The organism is Streptococcus sp. 3874, assembly GCF_013276425.1.
Lineage (GTDB): Bacteria > Bacillota > Bacilli > Lactobacillales > Streptococcaceae > Streptococcus > Streptococcus pseudopneumoniae.
On sequence record NZ_VMLA01000004.1, the window covers coordinates 19,577 to 40,408 of the forward strand.

Annotated in this window: 17 protein-coding genes and 1 pseudogene; all 18 read right to left on the reverse strand. The window is 37.0% G+C overall.

Going from position 1 to position 20,832, the window contains the following annotated elements:
• Positions 1–12: 12 nt before the first annotated feature.
• The 18 genes and pseudogenes from HT703_RS00355 to HT703_RS00445 all read right to left on the reverse strand — a co-directional run bounded on the left by HT703_RS00355 (position 13) and on the right by HT703_RS00445 (position 20,762).
• Entirely contained in the window at positions 13–1,851 is a 1,839-nt protein-coding gene (locus tag HT703_RS00355) for a beta-glucoside-specific PTS transporter subunit IIABC (protein WP_054392952.1), read from the reverse strand.
• 17 nt (positions 1,852–1,868) lie between these two features.
• A complete protein-coding gene (locus HT703_RS00360) occupies positions 1,869–2,708 on the reverse strand; it encodes a PRD domain-containing protein (RefSeq protein ID WP_000584530.1) in 840 nt (279 codons plus the stop codon).
• Positions 2,709–3,007: 299 nt separating this feature from the next.
• Entirely contained in the window at positions 3,008–5,791 is a 2,784-nt protein-coding gene (locus HT703_RS11535; protein WP_054392953.1) for a DEAD/DEAH box helicase family protein, read from the reverse strand.
• 271 nt (positions 5,792–6,062) lie between these two features.
• Entirely contained in the window at positions 6,063–6,866 is an 804-nt protein-coding gene (locus tag HT703_RS00375; protein ID WP_172929808.1) for a Fic/DOC family protein, read from the reverse strand.
• A 356-nt stretch (positions 6,867–7,222) separates the two neighbouring features.
• On the reverse strand, positions 7,223–7,789 hold the full coding sequence (locus HT703_RS00380) for a hypothetical protein (protein ID WP_000253751.1): 567 nt from the start codon (positions 7,787–7,789) through the stop codon (positions 7,223–7,225).
• Entirely contained in the window at positions 7,779–9,146 is a 1,368-nt protein-coding gene (locus tag HT703_RS00385) for an AAA family ATPase (protein WP_172929809.1), read from the reverse strand. The genes HT703_RS00380 and HT703_RS00385 overlap by 11 nt, the downstream gene beginning before the upstream one ends.
• Before the next feature lie 106 nt (positions 9,147–9,252).
• A complete protein-coding gene (locus HT703_RS00390; protein WP_023933260.1) occupies positions 9,253–11,904 on the reverse strand; it encodes a valine--tRNA ligase in 2,652 nt (883 codons plus the stop codon).
• Positions 11,905–12,030: 126 nt separating this feature from the next.
• Positions 12,031–13,032: a virulence RhuM family protein gene (locus HT703_RS00395; RefSeq protein ID WP_031243479.1), complete on the reverse strand. Its 1,002-nt coding sequence runs from the start codon at positions 13,030–13,032 to the stop codon at positions 12,031–12,033.
• A 31-nt stretch (positions 13,033–13,063) separates the two neighbouring features.
• Positions 13,064–14,305 (reverse strand): hypothetical protein, encoded by a 1,242-nt coding sequence (locus HT703_RS00400; protein ID WP_050971555.1) that lies wholly within the window; start codon positions 14,303–14,305, stop codon positions 13,064–13,066.
• 1,469 nt (positions 14,306–15,774) lie between these two features.
• Entirely contained in the window at positions 15,775–15,930 is a 156-nt protein-coding gene (locus tag HT703_RS00405; RefSeq protein WP_004237269.1) for a hypothetical protein, read from the reverse strand.
• Between the two features lie 30 nt (positions 15,931–15,960).
• Positions 15,961–16,158 carry a hypothetical protein gene (locus tag HT703_RS00410; protein ID WP_007284866.1) on the reverse strand — a complete coding sequence of 66 codons (198 nt, stop codon included), beginning with the start codon at positions 16,156–16,158 and terminating at the stop codon, positions 15,961–15,963.
• 296 nt (positions 16,159–16,454) lie between these two features.
• Entirely contained in the window at positions 16,455–17,033 is a 579-nt protein-coding gene (locus tag HT703_RS00415) for an AAA family ATPase (protein ID WP_031222973.1), read from the reverse strand.
• On the reverse strand, positions 17,033–17,593 hold the full coding sequence (locus tag HT703_RS00420; protein WP_023933266.1) for a GNAT family protein: 561 nt from the start codon (positions 17,591–17,593) through the stop codon (positions 17,033–17,035). The genes HT703_RS00415 and HT703_RS00420 overlap by 1 nt, the downstream gene beginning before the upstream one ends.
• Positions 17,580–18,157: pseudogene (locus tag HT703_RS00425) on the reverse strand (flavin reductase family protein). Before HT703_RS00425 ends, HT703_RS00420 begins: the two are co-directional and overlap by 14 nt.
• 282 nt (positions 18,158–18,439) lie before the next feature.
• Positions 18,440–18,835: a helix-hairpin-helix domain-containing protein gene (locus HT703_RS00430; protein WP_054392955.1), complete on the reverse strand. Its 396-nt coding sequence runs from the start codon at positions 18,833–18,835 to the stop codon at positions 18,440–18,442.
• 95 nt (positions 18,836–18,930) lie between these two features.
• Positions 18,931–19,185 (reverse strand): DUF1912 family protein, encoded by a 255-nt coding sequence (locus HT703_RS00435; RefSeq protein ID WP_023933271.1) that lies wholly within the window; start codon positions 19,183–19,185, stop codon positions 18,931–18,933.
• 9 nt (positions 19,186–19,194) lie between these two features.
• Entirely contained in the window at positions 19,195–20,529 is a 1,335-nt protein-coding gene (locus tag HT703_RS00440) for a DUF438 domain-containing protein (protein ID WP_172929811.1), read from the reverse strand.
• Positions 20,529–20,762, reverse strand: a complete 234-nt coding sequence (locus HT703_RS00445; RefSeq protein ID WP_000368739.1) for a DUF1858 domain-containing protein — start codon at positions 20,760–20,762, stop codon at positions 20,529–20,531. The genes HT703_RS00440 and HT703_RS00445 overlap by 1 nt, the downstream gene beginning before the upstream one ends.
• Between the last annotated feature and the right edge of the window lie 70 nt (positions 20,763–20,832).

Below are 20,832 nucleotides of genomic sequence, written 5' to 3' on the forward strand. Positions count from 1 at the left end.
AACTTTCCTCCATTATAATATTACCAGTAATTCCTTAGAATGCTCGATTGTCTGATTATTAGGTAATACTAATACATCTAGAAAATCGTTGGTATTCGTTACAATTACTGGTGTAACTGTTTCGTAGCCTTTACTCTTGATTAAATTTAAGTCCATTTCAAAAATCAACTGATTTTTGAAAACTCTGTCTCCTTCTTCTACATGACTAATAAAACCTTGACCTTTTAGCTCAACAGTATCTAATCCAATATGAATTAGTAACTCAACACCCTCATCACTCTTCAATCCAATTGCGTGCTTAGTCAGAAAAATATTTGTAATTTTCCCATCAAATGGTGCATAAACCTTACCCTCACTTGGGATAATCGCTACTCCGTCTCCAATTAGTTTATCTGAAAATGTTTTATCCTGGACATCGCTTAACGGAATGATTTCTCCTGATATAGGAGAAAATATCATTTTTTTATTTGAAACTCCAACTTCAACTTCTAAATTGCTAGAACTCCCTTCTTCATCGATTCCAAATATATAAGCTAATACAAAGGTAATAACAACCGAAATGACTGCCACAATTAAAGCATTTACAATATTTGATGGCACATCAGAATAAATAAATTGAGGCAACGCTATCAAAGCTGGGACAGCAAATAGATATGCTTTAACACTAGTAAGACCTGCAAATAATCCCGCTAATCCACCACCAATCATAGCTGCATAAAGCGGTTTTTTATATTTTAAAGTCACACCATATAATGCAGGTTCGGTAATCCCTGCAAGTAAGGCTGAGAAACCTGCTGCAAAAGCAATTTGTTTTGTATTATTATTTTTACTCTTTAATGCAACAGCCATCGAAGCAGCCCCTTGAGCTAAGTTTGACCCTAACATTGCTGGAAGAATTAATACGTCTGGAGTAGCAATAGATGCCGCCAAAAAAATAGGTGCAAAAGCCCAATGCATTCCAGTCATAACAATAAATGGCATAATAGCGCCAAGAATAGCTAATGTAAGCCATCCAGCTACACCATACATTTGCCCAACTAGATTTGATAATCCTTCACCAACAATTACTCCAATAGGTCCGACTACAACTAAGGCAATACAGCTTGATACTAATAATACTAGCGTAGGTTGCAAAAAACTCTTAGTAACAGCTGGTGTTAATTTAGCAATCATTTTTTCAATATATTTCATCAACCAAACCATAATAAGAATTGGAACGACTGACGAACCATAACTAGCTGGTGTCACAGGTACACCAAATAAACTAAGAGGATTCCCTGATTGCACCATTTGAACAAAATTTGGATGGAGAAGTACACCTGCTACAGACATAGCTAATGTAGATGTTACTTTTAATTTTTGTGATGCAGAATAAGCTAATAACAGCGGTAAGAAATAATATGGAGCATCCCCAAAAAATGTCAAAAAAGCAATAGTCTGAGAATCTGATTGCAATATACCAAGCATTGGTAAAATAATTACCAAGACTTTCAGCATACCTCCCCCTAACATTGCTGGAATGATTGGAGTCATGGAACCAGCGATATATTCAATGATTCTTTCTAAAATATTCCCTTTGTGCCCTTGATCAACTGAATCTGTTTCAAAATTGCCAAGTTTAATGAATTCTTTATAATAATTGGCTACATCATTACCAAGTATAATTTGATATTGCCCATTCTTTTTCATAATACCTATTACACCTGGTATCTTCTTCACATCATCATCATTGACTAAATTTTCATCTTTTAATTCTAATCTTAAACGTGTTACACAATGGGTAACTCTATTGACATTTTTTTCGCCTCCAATTACATCGAGGATTTTTTGTACTGTATCTTTATAACTCATGGTATTCTCCTATTCTATTAATCTAAATTTTTTGTTAAACGACGAATATGAGCCATCAAATAAACTAATTCACTAGAAGTCAGCAAATAATTGTACTCAGTTTGTATAAACATTGCCACCTGTTCACCACATTCATATTCTCTAGGATATTTATTTTTCATTAATGCTAACAAGTCTTCATCATCATCGTCACAATAAGTTGTATTTTCAACCAAGCGATGGGCAAATAATTTTATATGAGTTATGAATCTATAATAATCAATAGAATCTTGGTTAAACTCAGTACAATAGAAATCTTGAATGATTTTCTCAATTCCCATAATTATTTCAGTGATTTTATACGACTCTTGAAAATTATTTTCTAAATTAGCATTAACAAAATGTAGCGCTATGAATGCAGCTTCGTCAATTGGAAGTTCAATACCTAACTCTTTTTTTATTATTTGTAAAGCCCTTTTCCCAAGCTCAAATTCTTCTTTATAATATTTCGAGATTTCCCAGCGTAGGGGATTCGAAATAATAATCCCTTCTTTATAACGTTCTATGCTCGAAGAAATATGATCCGTTAAATTAATATAGATAATTTCATCAAAATTATTACCCAATGTTATTTTACCTAGGTTAATTATTTTTTCGGTAATGTACACCAACTCCAAAGGAACGTTAATAAACATCTCTGTAAAACGGGTCATATTATCTCTATTTTTGAGAAAAAAACTTTTCTCAATATCAATTGGATTTACTTTATCTCCAATTTTTCTTCCAAAAGCTATTCCCCTTCCAAAAAGAAGAATATCGATATCTTTTTTACTTTGCGCAATTACGGCATTGTGGTTTAGTATTCGTTTTATGATCATAAAATTTCCCTTTTAAAATAAAAGGAACCTACTTAAAAACATCAAGAAACTTCTTCTGATGTGATTAAATAGGTTCCTGCTCACTTGTATTAGTGATAACATCCTTTTATTTCAATTTTTAATGGTGACATGAAGCTTAAATAATTAATAACTCTGTAACCGTTTTTATTTTATGATATTTCAATCTATTTGTCAAGTACTTGTAGAAATTTTTTTATTTTGTGTGATTCGAATGTGAAAATGTCAACAGCCTCACTAAAGAAATGAAAATCATACATAGAAATTTTTAAAAGTTTTCTCTATCGTAAACCTGCCACTAGTTCAGAAGCTATACTAGCTGATTCCAAACGTAATATGGTCATTTCATCTACCTTCCCTAATAATGGCATTGCGCCATACCAAACAATGGTCTTGTTTACCAAAAGAATAGGCGTGACTATTTTTGATTGAGTAAAAGATACTTTAATTTTCTGGCTCTTCAACTGGTCTAGCCATGCTTTATTTGCAACCGTCTCTGGTATACATATCTCAATTTGACTAATCCTAAATTCTTTTAGAAAATTCATCAGTTTTGTCTGGTGCACATAAGGTAAAATAAGCAGACATTCCTGTCTTTCCCCTGCCAAGTCCTCTCTCAACACCTTCTCATATCTACTATCAACATAAACGAATTGTTTCTCCTCACCCTCGATGACACGATAATCCATCTTTCGATAAGCTACTTGTCGTTTCTGAAACATCTTTTCTAAATAAGGAACATGAATATCCACATAATCGAAAATCCGCACCAAAGACTTATCCTTGTAGTTTCTATGAATCCGACCTGCATACTGAATTAAATTATTTTTCCAAGAAAAGGGTGCTGCCAATATAAGCGTGTCTAGCTGAGGCAAGTCAAAACCTTCGCCAATGTATTTTCCAGTAGACAATAAAACAAACCCTTTATCTAACTGTTCTAACGTCTCCATTAAACTTGTTCTATCTCGGACTTTGGTTTTTCCGCTAATAATATAACAGTCATCAACCTCTTTCTCTTTCAATAACTTTTCAAAGACATCTATCTGTTGAATTCGATTGACTAGAACCAAGATATTCCGCCCTTCTGCCACTTGGTCTAGAATATCCTTGATAATCAACTGATTCCTCACTGAGTCAGTAGCAATCCAATCACTAAGCTGTATAAAATTACTTGCTTTGGTCTTTTCAATCTCCAAATGACCAAAAGAAGTGAATCTTAATTGCAATTGCCGTTTAAAATCCGTTTCCCTCTTATCAGCAGTATGGAGTATCTCACCAATTCTCTGAAAAACAATAGGCTCATGACCATTCTTACGCTCAGGCGTAGCCGTCAAACCGTAAAGATACTTCCCTCTAAACTGAGCAACAACTTTTTCAAACATCAAGGCAGAGACATGATGACACTCATCCACAATCATCATCTCATACTCATCCAAAAGACTTTGACTATTTTCCAACTTAAATAGAGATTGGATCATAACGACATCAACCAGTCCACTCAACCATTTCTTAGTCCCACCGTACTGCCCGACATAGCCTATTACCCTTTCACGACCTGATGGCGTATAACGGGTAGCTTCTTCCTCTTCGAAAGTCAAAAAACACTTTAGGCGATCCAGCCACTGGTCTAAGAGTTGCCTATTATGAACTAGGATAATTGTTTTTGTTTTCCGTTCAGAGATAAGAGCAGCACCTAAAACGGTCTTTCCAAAACCGGTCTCCGCATGAAGTAAACCATTTTCTTTAGAAGTCATATCTGACAGGGCTAACTCTTGCTCAAAAGTGAGTTCTCCCTTAAATTCCACTCTAATAGACCTTTGTACCTTTCTCCTATCTTCCACAGATCCCTGCTCATACTCAATGAAAATCAAAGAGCAAACTAGGAAGCTAGCCGTAGGCAGTACTTGAGTACGGCAAGGCGAAGCTGACGTGGTTTGAAGAGATTTTCGAAGAGTATTAAATTTATCTTGCAATGGATACAGCAAACCTCTTGGCAGCCATAAATAATGATCGGATTCTCCAAATAAATACATTCGCTCAGGAATTTGATAGGTTGGCTGTCGCATAGCCTGCTTTAAATAAAATTCGGGATTAGAAAATGAAGCCATATTTTTCAAGAAAAACAGCGTCTTGGGTGTCACAGACGATTTTTCAAGTTGGATCATATTGGATAAGACGACCTTCAACTCCTTATCCAATTCTTCCTTACCTAACTCCTCTTGGATTAACAGTGCCACTTTAGCAGTTGAAACCCTCTGAATTTCTTGTAGATACCTCCATTGGTCTTCATAAGGCTGAAAATGTTCATCCACAAAGACCGTTCGCCCTTGATGATAAGCTTCTCCTTGAAAAGGAAGGGCAATCAAATTACCAAATCCACCTTTAGGAAGAACATCCTGATTTGGAAACATGCGATCAAAAGAATCAAAGGACAGTTGCATACTTTCCTGCATTGCCAGTTCTAACAGTTTCTTTCCAAACAAGCGAGCCTCTCGACTCGGAATCGCTTCCTCAAAGAAGAACCAAATATGGAGTCCGTGACCCGAACGAGAAATCTCTAAATGGGCTTCCATCTGGCGTTCCCTGGCTATTCTTCGAATGGTTAAACCAGCTTCTTTCCAATCTCCTTCATCCAAATCAAGTACCAAAAAATAACAGCTATCATCTAAGTGCATAGGAAAGATACCGATAGCTGTCTCCCCACGAAAATGAGATTTCAAAACGGAATCCGTCAATGTCTGGAAACTCCGTTTTTCAGGTGACAACTGCTTCCAACCATAATCATAGGATGGAAAATACTGAATTTTCCCTTGATCATTGATAAAACTCTTAGCATAAACATCAAAACGGCCAGCAAACACGGAGGTAAACAATTGTAATTTTTCTTGCGTCGTCAAGTGACTACTTTGAAGTTGGAACATCTCCTCGAACCGAGAGCGTTCCATAACAAACTGACTCTTGTCTTTAAGACGTTTACACAAGAAAAACTCACTATCCCCATTAAAAGAAGAAAAGACATCAAGTACTTCTACCACAATTCCATCCAAAGACACAAAAACAGCCATAACAATCACCTCCTTGATTCCTATAGGCTGATTATAACAAGAATAGCTGAAATTGTACACGAAAATAAAATCCGAATAGTACTCATTTTGTATGTGGCTAATATTCCGTCTCGCTCCGGAATGTACGAGGTAAATAGAGTTTAAACGAGCAGTCTATAAAATTCAAAAAACGCATATTATCAAGTGGCCTAAAACTTTGATGATATACGTTTTCTTGTGAGAATATTTACTTCATTTTTTCCTAAAATTCAATGTTTACTCAGTATTAGGATTATAAAAAATCGAGGTCTAAATCTAGATACATTTTTTCTGAAGACAAATCATTTTGACCACCGAGCAAGAGATTTTCAAAAAAAGCTGTTAAAAACTCAGGACGTCGCTGTAAAATCTTTGCATTATCTAATACCAAGGCATCACGAAAATACTTGGCATGTTGCTGAAATGGTGTATTATCAATATCAAAACCAAACTCACGAAGATACTGAATCAAAAAGACCGTTACTGTCCGAGTGTTTCCTTCGCGAAATGGATGAATCTGCCAGATTCCTGAAATAAAATGCTGGATTTGTTTAACCACATCCGCCTGAGTTAGTGTCGCATATGCAACTTGTTTTTCCTGATTAAAATCATAATCCAAGGTCATTTGAATCATGGAGTAATCAGAGTCCACAACACTTTCACCATTCAAAACAGGTTCATTCTTTGTGATATTGGTCTGACGAAATTGCCCCACCGGAATAGAGGGTTCAAATATATCTTGAAACAACTCCTTATGAATAGCAAGTAAGGTCGCAGGACTAAAGCTAAAGCCTCTTCGAGACAATAGTTCTACAATACGTAGAGAAACCAAGTCTGCCTCTTCCGTACTTGCATCAATAGTATGGTGATAAGCCGTTGCATCCTCATAAACCTGCTCGTAAGTCAGTTCACCCCGGGACTGTTTCTCAGCCAAAGATTCCATATACGCTGATGGCACTAGATTGTCAACTTTCTGCAGACCAAAACCTATCCGCCATAAGTCACGCTTAGCTTCATAAGACAAGTTTGGGTTGTCAATGTTGTAAGTTGGTTGCATAGAAATATCCTTTCAATTGTTTTTCTGTGTCATCGGTAAATGGTGAAATTGGGGTGAACTATAAAAAACATTCATAATAAGTTCTATGAAGAAGTAATAAAAGAGTTATACTCAACATCCCATGCACTCATTTGTAATGCCTTTTGGATGAATGGTTTGATTAAATGAATAATTCTAGCTTGCATACTTATCAAACTCATAGGATACACCACTCTGAACTCGTTGGTTTGTTCAAATCCCCCAACACCTGAGAAGAAACTGCAATGTTGTACTTCTCAGAGCGGTTCGAACTTAGAGGGGTTGTTGTGTAGTGAGCTGGTTTTTAATCAAAGCTATAAAATTTTAGTATTTTAATTTTAACTGACTAAATTATTATTCTCTATAAATTCTATAAATTTTTCAGGGGGATATTTAAAAGATTCAATTCCATAAAAATCTTCTAAAGCCCTAAAATTTTCAACTTTATAAGGTGACTTACCACTTATTTTTGCCTGATGTTGTCTAATTTCATTTAAATGTCTTTTACCTTTTTGTGATTTAACTACAGTAACTGTCACTATTTTTTTATAATCAGTTTTTTGCAATCCATAAAAATTTTCTAGTAGGAACAAACTCGATAATATTTTAGCTCTAACGTTAGCATATGGAATATTTTTTGAATTCTTAAACTCTATTAAATATAATTTACTATCAGCATCTACAGGAAGAAGAGGCAGAATTGTATCTACAGATTGCCATTTATCAAAGCTATGTTTTTTAAAAATAATTTCTGAAATCTTATCAAAATTATAACAAGTATATTTAGAGTTTACCAAATTATAGTTAGAATCAGAATCATATGAGCAGGTTTTAATATCGCTACGACATTCAGAAAATCTAATATTAAAATCATGTAATATAGAGAAAATTATTTTACTCACCATCAAAATCCTCCGCTAGCTCCTCAAGGCGATTTAAAGGAACATACATTTGCTCATAAATCTTATCAATCGAGTCAGTAACATCTTCAATAGAACTATTAGCAAGATAATACTTAACAGAATCATTTGTATCATTTTTTTTGCTAAATATATCAATCGCTTCAACTAAATAAGGACTATGGGAATTGATTAAGATATGTAATCCAAATTCTTTCTGAAGTAATACTATAATTTCAGCAAATTTCAATTGCCATTCTGGATGTAAATGGACTTCTGGTTCATCTAAAATGAGTGTCCCATTTTCTCTAATCACACCATTTTCTAAAAGAGATTTAATTAAATAGAACGTTTTCATACCTGAAGAATAATTGATTATATTAAGTTTTTTTTCATCTTCCTCATCTTCTGAACTATTAACAATATCAGTCTTCAATATATGATTTATTTCATTAAACACCAAATTTAATCTGTCAGTTATCTTAGCTCGTAATGTGTAAGTGTTGTTTCTTTCATCTCTAAGCTGCTCCATTAAATAAGCATTATGATCCAATTTTAAATCAATTTTATTTAAAAATTCATTTAAAAATTTAGTTGAAAATTTATTTAAAAATTTAGTTGAAAATTTATTTAAAAATTTAGTTGAAAATAAATTTTCAACTATTGCAGCAGCATCATCTATGTATACTACATCTGTTTTAAAATTTATCAATTTATCTGCAGTAGCTCTATTTTTGTTAACTTCAACATTTATTTGTTCATCTTTTATTCTTAAAGAAATTAGTCCTGTCAATGGGTCGTATATATTATTTATTTGATTATGAAATTCATCAGTTAAATGAGCAGTTAAAATTTGGTTAAAGATAGATTGGTCTGACTGAGATAGAATTTCTTTTATATTTTCAGATAAAACATTTAGGTCCAAATCCTTAATATTTAATACAAAGTATTTTGAATTTCGTTTATTGAATTCATTAATTGATTCAATGATACTCTTCTTAAGGGATTCATTATTATGTTCACTATAATTTTTATCAAGAAATATCAATAAATTTTTTGAAATGATTTTTGTCAATTCTGTATAAAGGAAACTCGGAACGATTCTTCTAGCAATCCCTATTTCAGAATTATTTTTACGATTCATTTCGATATCAGAGAGATAGTCTTCTAAAAAATCATTAATTGCTTTAGTTCGATCGTTAGAAATTTTTTTTATAACATCATAATTGGCACTAAATATTGAAAATAAAGAACGACTTATTGTACTTTTTCCAGTGCCATTTTGACCTGCAATAACTGAAATTCCATTTATTTCAATTTCTGCATTCTTTACATTACCTATATTTTCTATTGTTAGTTTCATATATATTCTCCTTTCACCATGGAGGCAGTACTATCAGTTTAACACAAACTACATAAAAAAGCAGGTGTGAGGTGTAAATCATCTTCCAAGTATATCTCACTTCACACTACTTCACCAACTTCTTCATATCATCAATACGTGCAACTGTCGCGTCGTATTTGGCTTGGTAGTCGGCTTGTTTGTCGCGTTCTTTTTGGACGACTTCTGGTTTAGCATTGGCGACGAAGCGTTCGTTAGAGAGTTTCTTGCCCACCATATCTAGTTCTTTTTGCCATTTAGCCAGTTCCTTGTCGAGACGAGCCAGTTCTTCTTCGACATTGAGGAGGTCTGCCAGTGGCAAGTAGATTTCTGCTCCTGTGATGACGCTTGACATTGCGAGTTCAGGTGCAGGGATGTTTGATGCAATTTCCAAGTGTTCTGGATTTGTGAAACGTTTGATGTAGTTGACATTGCTGTTAAAGAAGGCTTCCAAGTCACTATCGCTAGTCTTAACAAGGATTGTGATTGGCTTACTTGGTGCTACGTTTACTTCCGCACGCGCATTACGAACGGCACGGATCAAGTCTTTGAGACTTTCCACACCAGTGTGAGCCGCAAGGTCTTCAAAGGCTAGATTAACAGTTGGGTATGCAGCTGTCACGATAGAGCCTTCTGAGATTTGTCCAAAGATTTCCTCTGTCACGAATGGCATGATCGGGTGAAGGAGACGAAGAATCTTATCCAAAGTATAAAGGAGAACAGAACGCGTGATGACTTTCTCTTCTTCGTTGTCACTATAAAGGACTTCCTTGGTCAACTCAACATACCAGTCCGCAAACTCATCCCAGATGAAGTTGTAGAGGATGTGTCCAGCCACACCAAACTCAAACTTGTCAAAGTTGGCAGTTGCTTTTCCGATGGTTTCATTGAGGTTGTGGAGAATCCAGCGATCTGTGACATTTCCAGCTTCCTTGTTGGCAACTTTTTCCACATTGGCAGTTGCTTGCTCAAGGGTCAAGCCTTCATTGTTCATGAGGATGTAGCGAGAGATGTTCCAGATCTTGTTAATGAAGTTCCATGAGGCATCCATTTTCTCGTAAGAGAAGCGGACGTCTTGACCTGGTGCAGAACCGTTTGAAAGGAACCAACGAAGGGCATCGGCACCGTATTTCTCGATGACATCCATTGGGTCAATCCCGTTACCGAGAGACTTAGACATCTTGCGTCCTTGCTCGTCACGAATGAGACCGTGGATAAGCACGTTTTGGAATGGTTGACGGCCTGTGAATTCCAATGACTGGAAGATCATACGAGACACCCAGAAGAAGATGATGTCGTAACCTGTTACCAAGGTTGAAGTTGGGAAGTAACGTTTGAAGTCTGCTGAGTCGACATCAGGCCAGCCCATAGTTGAGAATGGCCAAAGGGCAGAACTGAACCAAGTATCCAAGACGTCTTCGTCCTGAGTCCATCCGTCACCTTCTGGAGCTTCTTCGCCAACGTACATTTCACCCTCAGCATTGTACCAAGCAGGGATTTGGTGACCCCACCAGAGCTGACGAGAGATTACCCAGTCGTGGACATTTTCCATCCATTGGAGGAAGGTATCGTTGAAACGAGGTGGGTAGAATTCAACCTTGTCCTCTGTGTCTTGGTTGGCAATGGCGTTCTTAGCCAAATGGTCCATCTTGACGAACCATTGAGTAGACAAGCGTGGTTCAACCACAACACCAGTACGCTCTGAGTGACCAACACTGTGGACACGTTTTTCAATTTTAACGAGGGCACCGATTTCTTCCAACTTAGCAACGACTGCCTTACGAGCTTCAAAACGGTCCATGCCTGCAAATTCGAAGGCTAAGTCATTCATAGTACCGTCGTCGTTCATAACATTGACTTGTGGCAAGTTGTGACGTTGACCAACCAAGAAGTCGTTTGGATCGTGGGCAGGTGTAATTTTCACGACACCAGTACCAAACTCAGGATCTGCGTGCTCATCACCAACGATTGGGATCAATTTATTAGCGATTGGAAGGACGACGTTTTTACCGATCAAGTCCTTGTAGCGTGGGTCTTCTGGATTGACCGCAACCGCAACGTCCCCAAACATGGTCTCAGGACGAGTGGTCGCAACTTCAAGGGCGCGAGATCCGTCTTCCAGCATGTAGTTCATGTGGTAGAAGGCACCTTCGATATCCTTGTGGATAACTTCAATATCAGAAAGGGCTGTGCGTGCAGCTGGGTCCCAGTTGATGATGAATTCACCACGATAGATCCACCCTTTCTTGTAAAGGTCCACAAAGACCTTACGAACAGCTTTTGACAAACCTTCGTCAAGAGTGAAACGCTCACGAGAGTAGTCTACAGAGAGCCCCATCTTACCCCATTGTTCCTTGATAGTAGTGGCATATTCGTCTTTCCATTTCCAGACCTTGTCGAGGAATTTTTTACGACCTAGGTCATAACGTGTAATGCCTTCTCCACGCAAGCGCTCCTCAACCTTAGCCTGAGTGGCAATCCCAGCGTGATCCATACCTGGAAGCCAAAGGGTATCAAAGCCTTGCATGCGTTTTTGACGGATGATGATATCTTGCAAAGTCGTATCCCAAGCGTGACCAAGGTGAAGTTTCCCAGTTACGTTTGGTGGCGGAATGACGATTGAATAAGGCTTAGCCTTTTGATCTCCTGAAGGCTTGAAAACATCAGCGTCAAGCCATTTTTGGTAACGACCAGCCTCAACCTCGGCTGGATTGTATTTAGGTGAAAGTTCTTTAGACATGTGTGTGTCCTTTCTAGTTAATATCTTTAAATAAAATTAGTATGTAGAAGATATGCCTTGATTCAGCACATCTGATTTTTTCAGTATCTTCTATTAGTAAAAAAGAAACTGTATAAAAATTTTACATTAACTTTCTCTCATTATCTTCAGAATATGTTTATCAAAGTCCGATATAATTTTTTGAGTTCGGTTAAATTTTTCATACTCTTGGATGGCTTTTGAGTCTGCTTGTTTCTTGGAAATGCTTCCTTTTCCTTCTAAGATTTCATATTCATTAAAGGATAGAAAGCGATCAATACTATCTGCCAATCCTCGCATTGTAAACGTATTACGGCGCTCAACTAAACCCTCGATATAATCAAAATAGGCTGTAACAGTTCGCTCTAGTTGTCGAATTTCTTTTTCTTGCAAATAATTTTTGACTACCGTTACATCTGATTTGAGCACTCGTCCATCAGGTGCATGTTTCCAAGTAGTTAATCCCATTTTTTCTTTACTAGCATCAGCTTGCTGATAGATAATTTCTGCAGCCGTACTTCCAGTAATTGCATAATGAAATTTATTTTGCACCATAGCATAGAAGTTTTTAGTAATATCCGAGTTTCGATCATAATCTATGGCACATTCGGCAAAGATATCCGTAATTTGTTGATAGATTCGGCGCTCGCTAGAACGAATAGAGCGAATTCGTTCTAAAAGTTCACGGAAATAATCTTGTCCGAAAACTGTCTGTCCTTGTTTCAAGCGTTCATCATTCAAAACAAAACCTTTGATGATAAATTCTTTCAAGGTCTTGGTTGCCCAAATTCTAAATTGAGTAGCCTTGCTGGAATTTACGCGATAGCCAACTGAAATGATAGCATCCAGATTGTAATATTCAAGTTCACGTCGGACAGTTCTATTTCCCTCTTGTTGAACCTGTGCAAATTTTGCACAAGTTGACACCTTATCCAACTCACCACTATCATAAATGTTTTTTAAGTGCTTTGTAATGACACTTCGTTCAACTCCAAAGAGCTCTGCAAGACCTTTTTGAGTCAACCAAAGATTTTCATCTTGTAAAAGGATATCTAGCTGAACATGGCCATTGGGTGTAGTATACAGGATGAAATTAGAAATTTCATTCAAGACAATTTCACCTCCCCCCTTCCATAAACAATTACTTCTCTTTCTTAAACTTTATGCCGTTTTCTTTCAGCTTTTTAACGGTTACAGGACCAATTCCCTTCAAAGCGAGAACTTCTTTTTCAGTCCATTTTTTGAAATCTGAAGATGTACGAATCCCATTTTCAACAAAGATGCGAACAAGATCCATCCGGATTCCCTTCATTTTTTCCTCGCTCATAAAGGAGTACCAGTCTGTAACCTGGGATAGATTTCTTAACACACTGGAATGATTCGAAAATACTGGTTTACGACGGAATTTCTTGGCTTCTTTTGTTAAAAATTCTGTTAAGATAATATTTTCTTGTAAATAGTCAAGCAGAGGATACAAACTAGCTTGTAGCGATTCAACTGAATTTGGACAATAGCATTCTTGTTCTTCAATGTCTAAAATATTGAATTGCCAGTCTTTCTCTATGAAGAATTCAACAGCTTCATCATTGATTTCCACTAATTTTGCAAATAGCTGACTGGCTTCCTCAATTTTTCCTTGAGAAAAAGCAGAGATGATGGCATGAATAAGGATGGTATCATCCCGCTTTCCTTTATTTAATTCTTCACAATAGAAACGTTCAACCTTTAATTCCTGACCAGTAATATGATACAAGGAAAGCATACAGAAGACAAAATTAGGAGGAAAACGTTCTGGTCGCTTACTTAAGTATAAGTTAACCAAGTCCAAAGCCTTAAAGTAAAATTTTTCTGTCATATAATATTCAATCAGAAACATCAGAGCAGACAGGATAGGGCGAGCTTCAAAATAATTCCAACTATTGTATCCGTTCATTTTCCATTTTTCTAAAACTAGAACTTCAAAATCCAGTACTTTTTTAAAGGTTGGTAAATCAAAATCTTTAACTTCTGATAAGAATAAGTGAAAATCAGCCGCAAAATAATCTGGATTGATCTTTAAAACTTGCTTTAACAGTTTATTTCGCTTTTGTGTATTTGGAGTATGCATAGCTTCTCTAAATAAAGCGTGATCCTGATTCCAATCAAAAGTCCTATTTTTTAGTTGGTAATTGATTAGCTGGACATCTGGATACTCTCCATGTTCATCAGCATATTGCATCACTGCTGTATGTAGTTCATCGAAATTTTGAATGGTACGACGTTCTACAAAAGTTGGTTTTTTAGCCATTATTTCTGTCCAAGCAGCCTCTTCTTCAGAAATAATTTTGATATCCAACTTTTGCTGGCGTTTTAATTCTTTTTTTCTATTTTTCTTTTTAGCCATCTATTTTCTCCTCTAACTCATTCTTCAATAGACCCGACTCAACTGGCTTAGATATCCTTTGGGACTCAGCTACAGGCTTGAATGGGAAATCTCAGTTTCTTTGTGATTCGTTTACTTTGAAAGTTATCCCCCAAGCGTGACTAAGGTAGAGTTTTTTCCAGTTACATTTGGTGGTGGGAATCACGATTGAATAAGGCTTAGCCTTTTGATCTCCTGCCGGCTTGAAAACATCCGTATCAAGGCATTTTTGTAACGACCAGCCTAAACATAGGATGGAGTGTATTTAGGTGAAAGTTGATTAGACATTATTTTTTCTCCTTTTATGAATATTTCTTTTATATCTACGATTTATTAATACACTGTGCATGTTGTCACGATACACGTAATATCCATTATGGGTGTTTAAATAGAAATACTGTAATAACCAAATTATAGCCTTCCCAATAACTAATGATAATATGAAACAAACGAAAATAATTATAGTTGAGGCAAATAATTCAGACATCCAATCAGCTGCGGGAGTTATAAATTCGACCAATTTCATCTTAATCTTTAAACCCCAAATAATTTCGGTTAACTTTGGAATAATACTCAACATTAATAGAGTAAGAAAACTATATAGTTGAGTTCGATAGAGGTGTCTATCCATTTTCTCAGTTCTTATTGGTTTTTTCTTATATTTTTTTGTATCAAATTGAGAATTTATTTCTCCAATTAGACTAGGAATTAATATTGGCAAAAACCAGGTTAAAGCATTTATTAATTCATTTTCAACTTGATTAAATATTGCTAACAACAATATACAGATTGTTCCAGTTAGCCATGATGCTATTACTTCTTTGGTATCTTTTGCACCATGTCTAATTAGATTATGAATTCTCCACCAGAATATTAAATAAAGCGCAATAAATGAATTAAATATAAAAATGTCAGTTATTAAATCGGAATGAAAATCAATAGCTTTAGAAATAGTGTCTTTCCCTTTACGATATCTATTTTATTAACTTTTTGAAATATCTTGATTGATCCTACAGTTTTTATAACAGATAATACAAATGGTAATATTAAAAGTATTACAATGATAATCCAGTTATTTATGTGATTTTTACTTATGCCATAATTAATAAAAAAATATTGAGATAAGTTGATTAAAGTTGATTCAACTAGATTTAGGTTATAAAGAATGTAAGTCAAGATTCCGCAAAATATTCCATCCCATGCGTTCATAAAAGCTAAAGATTTAGTACTTTTAGTAAGAAAAACTCTAAACTTATTAAATCGATTTTTATAGTTAAACACATATATTAGTATCAAGGCAAATTGTAAAATTATAACTAATTTAAAATCGGTAAGACAGAATACAATTAGAGATATTATTGGAAAATACGTTAGCGCATACATAAGTATTTTCCAAGTTTGAGCAAAAAGATTCTTCAATCTATTGTCAGTATTAAAATAATACATTAATTTCAATCTTTGCCTCCTAAATCTAATCTAAAGGTTGGTAAATCAAAATCTTCAACCTCTGATAAGAATGGGTGAAAATCAGCAGCAAAATAATCTGGATTGATCTTTAAAACTTGTTTTAACAGTTCATTTCGCTTCTGTGTATTTGGAGTATGCATAGCTTCTCTAAATAAAGCATGATCCTGATTCTAATCAAAAATCCTATTTTTCAGTTGGTAATTGATTAGCTGAACATCTGGATACTCTCCATGTTCATCAGCATATTGCATCACTGTTGTATGTAGTTCATCGAAATTTTGAATGGTCCGACGTTCTACAAAAGTTGGTTTTTTAGCCAGTAGTTCTGTCCAGACAACCTCTTCTTCAGAAACGACTTTGATATCCAACTTTTGCTGGCGGTTTAATTCTTTTTTCTATTTTTCTTTTTAGCCATCTATTTTCTCCTCTAACTCATTCTTCAATAAATCAAACTCTACCTCTGCTGTATTGGATATTCTTACGACCTCGGATACAGGCTTAAATGGGAAATCCCAGTTTCTTTGTGATTCGTTTACTTTGAAGGGTGTACTCCAAGCGCGATTAAGGTAGAGTTTTCCAGTTACATTTGGTGGTAGGAATCACGAACGAAAAAGATTGAGACTTTTGAACTTCTTGAGTCTTGAGAACGTCTTCATGAAGTTGTTTAGATATGTGTGTGTCCTTTCTCTATTGTATTCATTTTATTTTGAATTTGCTTAGCAGCTTCTTCTGCAGACAAATTCGTATTATTTATTTTAAAGTAGTGGTGCAACTCATTCGGTTGATATTGGGAATTTAATTGAAGTGTTTCAGCGGTCTCTAAAATTTCTCTTTCAGATACCTCAATATGCCGTTTTAAGGGTTTGTGCTTTAATCGATTCTCCGTTCGATTTCGACGTATGCACTCTTCAAGACTTGTTTCCAACTCAACAAAAAGAATCTCTTGATGATAATCATCCAACAAATTCTGAATTTGCTTTAAATACATCAGCTGATACTGATTTGAAAAATCAATTACATCTGTTAAAATTACTGATCGCTGATTTCTTGCACTTGCTCCAAGGAATGAAAAAGTGATTCCACGAACAAATTCCCACATTTCCTCTGTATAGTCCTGATAGATTTCTAGTGCAAAATCAATGGCTTGATGGTTATAAAATAGGGTAGCATCCGTCAGTCGAGATAATTCTTGACCAATGGTCATTTTTCCTGATGCTGGAGCACCAATGATGAAAAGATGCATCAAATCACCTCCCACTCGCTCTTCAGCAAGCCATATATCAGACTGTCACAGCGGTTTCCTTGAACATCCTTTCGGTCTCTTATGCGAGCTTCGAGGGTAAAGCCAAGCTTTTCCGCGACTCGTTTACTTTGAAGGTTATATCCAAAGCAAGTTAGTTCAATCTTGTGAAGACCCAAATCTTTAAAGGCTAAGTCAATCAAGGCAAGCGCTGCTTCTGGCACATAACCTCGCCCCCAATAGTCTGGGTGTAAGGTATAACCGATTTCCAGCACATCATCTTCATGGCGATGGTTGAAATCGACAGAGCCAACGATCTTATCCGTTCCTTTGACGACAATCCCGTAGCCTGCTGGGAGATTTTCCTTTTGATTACGCTCCGGAAGAATGTGCTCCAGATAATAAATCTCATCTTCCAAGGTCTTGACTGGAGGAAAACCTGCTGGATAGGCGACCTCTGGCAAACTAGCGTAGGTATGGATATCCTCAGCATCTGCCACTGTACGAACTCGTAGGACGAGTCGTTCGGTTTCTAATCGTTCTGGTAATTCAGCTCTTGACATCCTTCATCCTCGCTTTCTTAATGAAGCTCCCCATAGGGTCTACTCGGTCATCTAAATAGCGATAAACGCGCTGGTGGCCATCCCCATAAAGTAAGTAGGTGCAAAACGGTCATTTCTAAAATGTCCCTTTTCATCCAAAAGTTCTGGGTCAACAAATCGCTCAACAATCTTAGCGAAAATATGACAAATTCCCTCTTCCTCATCAATCCTATCTACCTGACATTCTAACACGACTGGACAAACCTCTAAAATCGGTGCCTGAGTCCGTTCAGAAATCTCGTAGTCTAGCCCCAGGTGTTTCAATTTCTCTCTATGACTGATAAAACCAGCCTGCTCCATCTCGAGCATGAGATTTTCATCAGGAATATTCACAGTAAACTTCTGGTAATGCTTGATTTGCTCAGCCGCATTTTCCTCAGCTCCGACACCAATGGCTAGCCAATCTCCCAAGCTATAAGAGGAGCTACAGGTCGTAATATTGTGTCCAAAATTCTGATCCTGATACCCCAAAATGAAGATAGGAAAACCATAATAGAGTTTACTTGTTTTAAAAGATTGCTTCATAACAAGCTCCTTTGACTAAGACGCAAAAGAAAATCCCTGCCATCTACATGACAGGGACGAATGTGTTTATCCGCGGTACCACCCAATTTCGGGCCAAGCCCGCATCTTTAGTCTTTAAAATAAAAAGACAGAAATATTTCATTTTTTCAGTCATTAGCAACCAGTTTTGACACATTTGTGGACTTCTCAGCGCCGCCACTTTCTGTAAAATGTGGGATTCAAAACACCTCTAATGGCTCTATTGTAGCAAGTTTTTCTCGGAAATGCAAGACTAAAGAAAAATTACTTGAACTTGATGCCATTTTCTTTCAATTTCTTGATGGTAGCTGGGCCGATTCCTTTCAAGGCAAGGAGTTCTTTTTCAGTCCAGTTTTTGAAATCTGAAGCAGACTTGATTCCTTCATCATAGAAAGTCTTGGCACGATCAAGTGGAAGTCCACCCAAATTTGCTGCAAAATCTTCTACAGAATTAACTACTTTTTGAGCTTGCTCTTTGGTAGCTTCTACTGCTTGTTCAACTTTTTTAGAAACAGCCTTATCAGCTGCGCTTGCTGACTGTTCTGCACGCTTCACGACTTTTTTTGTCTCATCTACAACCTTAGTCACAGTACTTGAAAAGGCACCTGCGCGACGGAGGCCATTTCGCAATTGTTTTTTACGATTGAGTTTCTTTGACATGATAAAATCCTTTCAATAAAAAATCCCTGCTCTGACAAGGATTTAACATAAACATTCTATCAAGATTTTAGTGAAAAATCAAGAATCTTTCTCGTTTAATAATTTCGCTCACCAAACAAGCCTTCTGGCAAATCATGGAATCCCTTGCCTACTTTGAAGTTTTCAAACTTACCAAGCAAGAACAGATAAGCATCCAAGCGACTCTCGTAGCGAATCATGGCATCTTTGGCACGCTCGTCCTGGTCTTCTTCGTAAACTTTTTGGCTTTCCTTGTGCGCCATGTCGTTAATCATGATTTGGGTATTGACCCAAGCTTCAAATTCCTTCATAAATTCTTGTTCGTAACTCATTTTTTCTCCTTATTCTAATCCACGGAAATAGTCCGTATCAATCTCACGATAGGGATGGATATCCTGAACGTATTCCAGTACACCTTGGAATTCTCCGTTTTCATCGTGTACTGCAGCATAGGTGATGTGGACAAACTTACCTCGCGACTCAGACTTGAACCACATTTCATACTTGTCCTTGGTCCCCTCACGAAGTCCCTTCATGATAGCCTTGACCTTGTCCAAATACTTAGGCGGATGACAGAGTTCGACATTGCGCCCGACTTGGGACGGCGTTCGTTTGAAAATCATCTCATCAGCTGGCGTATTGTCATTGTAATACTGGAAAATATCGTCTTTATTGACAAAGGTAATTTCCATGGGGAGGTGATTGAGGATGAGATTAGCCTGCTCGACTGAAAGATAGCCATTACCAAAAGACTGCTGACTATGGCGGTCCAGCACTGCTTCCTTTTCCTTAGGGGTAAAGGTAATGGTAAACTGTCCTTCTGGCGTATCAATAACCTGCTGAACTTGACCCTCTGCCGTATCTAGCTGTACAGGCTCCTCTTCACTCTTTTCCTCAACAAAACTCTGGCGTTCTGGCACCCATTTCTCAGACGGACGGATAATAGCATAGCCATAGGCATCGCTCTCCTCCGCAATCTGAAGCCAGTCATCCTGAGTAAAGGACTCAAGGAGAATCATGAGAAGGATAGATTCTTCCTTGAAAATCATACTTTCAAACTCTGTCGCAAAAGCTTCAAAAGCTTCTTTTACGCTGCTAATTGACACTTCTGGTAGTGACTTGGCTGTCGCTAAAGCTGTTTGAAAGAGTTCCCTGATCTGATCATCCACTCCCCACATAACTTTTGGAGGTGAATCGTGTCCATAGCGCTCCATGATGGGGAAGAAGAGCTCTTCCTTACGTTGGTAATGGATGTCAAATTGCCCCAAAAGACCCATCTGACGCACCAAGCCCTTGCGCATCTCCGCCAGCATTTCTTCATCTTCCATAGACTCATAGGTATCCAACAATCTCCGAATACGAATCAAGGCCGCACGGAGGGCTAGATTTTCTTCTTTGAAAATCCGAACTGGGTGACCTGGGTGCTCGGTATCTGCAACTTCGACATCCTTAACAGCATTTTTAAAAAGATTGGCATGAACATCACAGAGTTCCATGACATCTTCAAAGGTGACACCTGAGTCTGAGTTCATCAGCTCGTGCTCCATAAGGGAAATCTCGATGGCTGAAACACCTATAAAGGTCGCATCAAAGCGCTCCTGAACCGACTCAGGAGAGGAGCCATTATGCAATTCTAACAAAATATCCCGCAGGACATGAATTCGTTCATCTGCCATTAGTCTAACCCAATCACTTCGTAACCGTTTGCTTCCAGCGTGCGGACAATCTTGTCCATAGGAGTTCCTTCAAGCTTAGAACCTTGTTTGAGCGATACTTTACGACCAACTGTGTTGCGCATTAAGGGATTGGCAAGGGGTTTAAAACCCAACTCCACTAGAATTTCCAAGACTTCTGGATGCTTGTCCACCACTTCTGCAACGGGAATTGACACATCGATGATATTGTCCATGACGACCTCCTTTGTATGTTCTAATACTCAATGAAAATCAAAGAGCAAACTAGGAAGCTAGCCGCAGGTT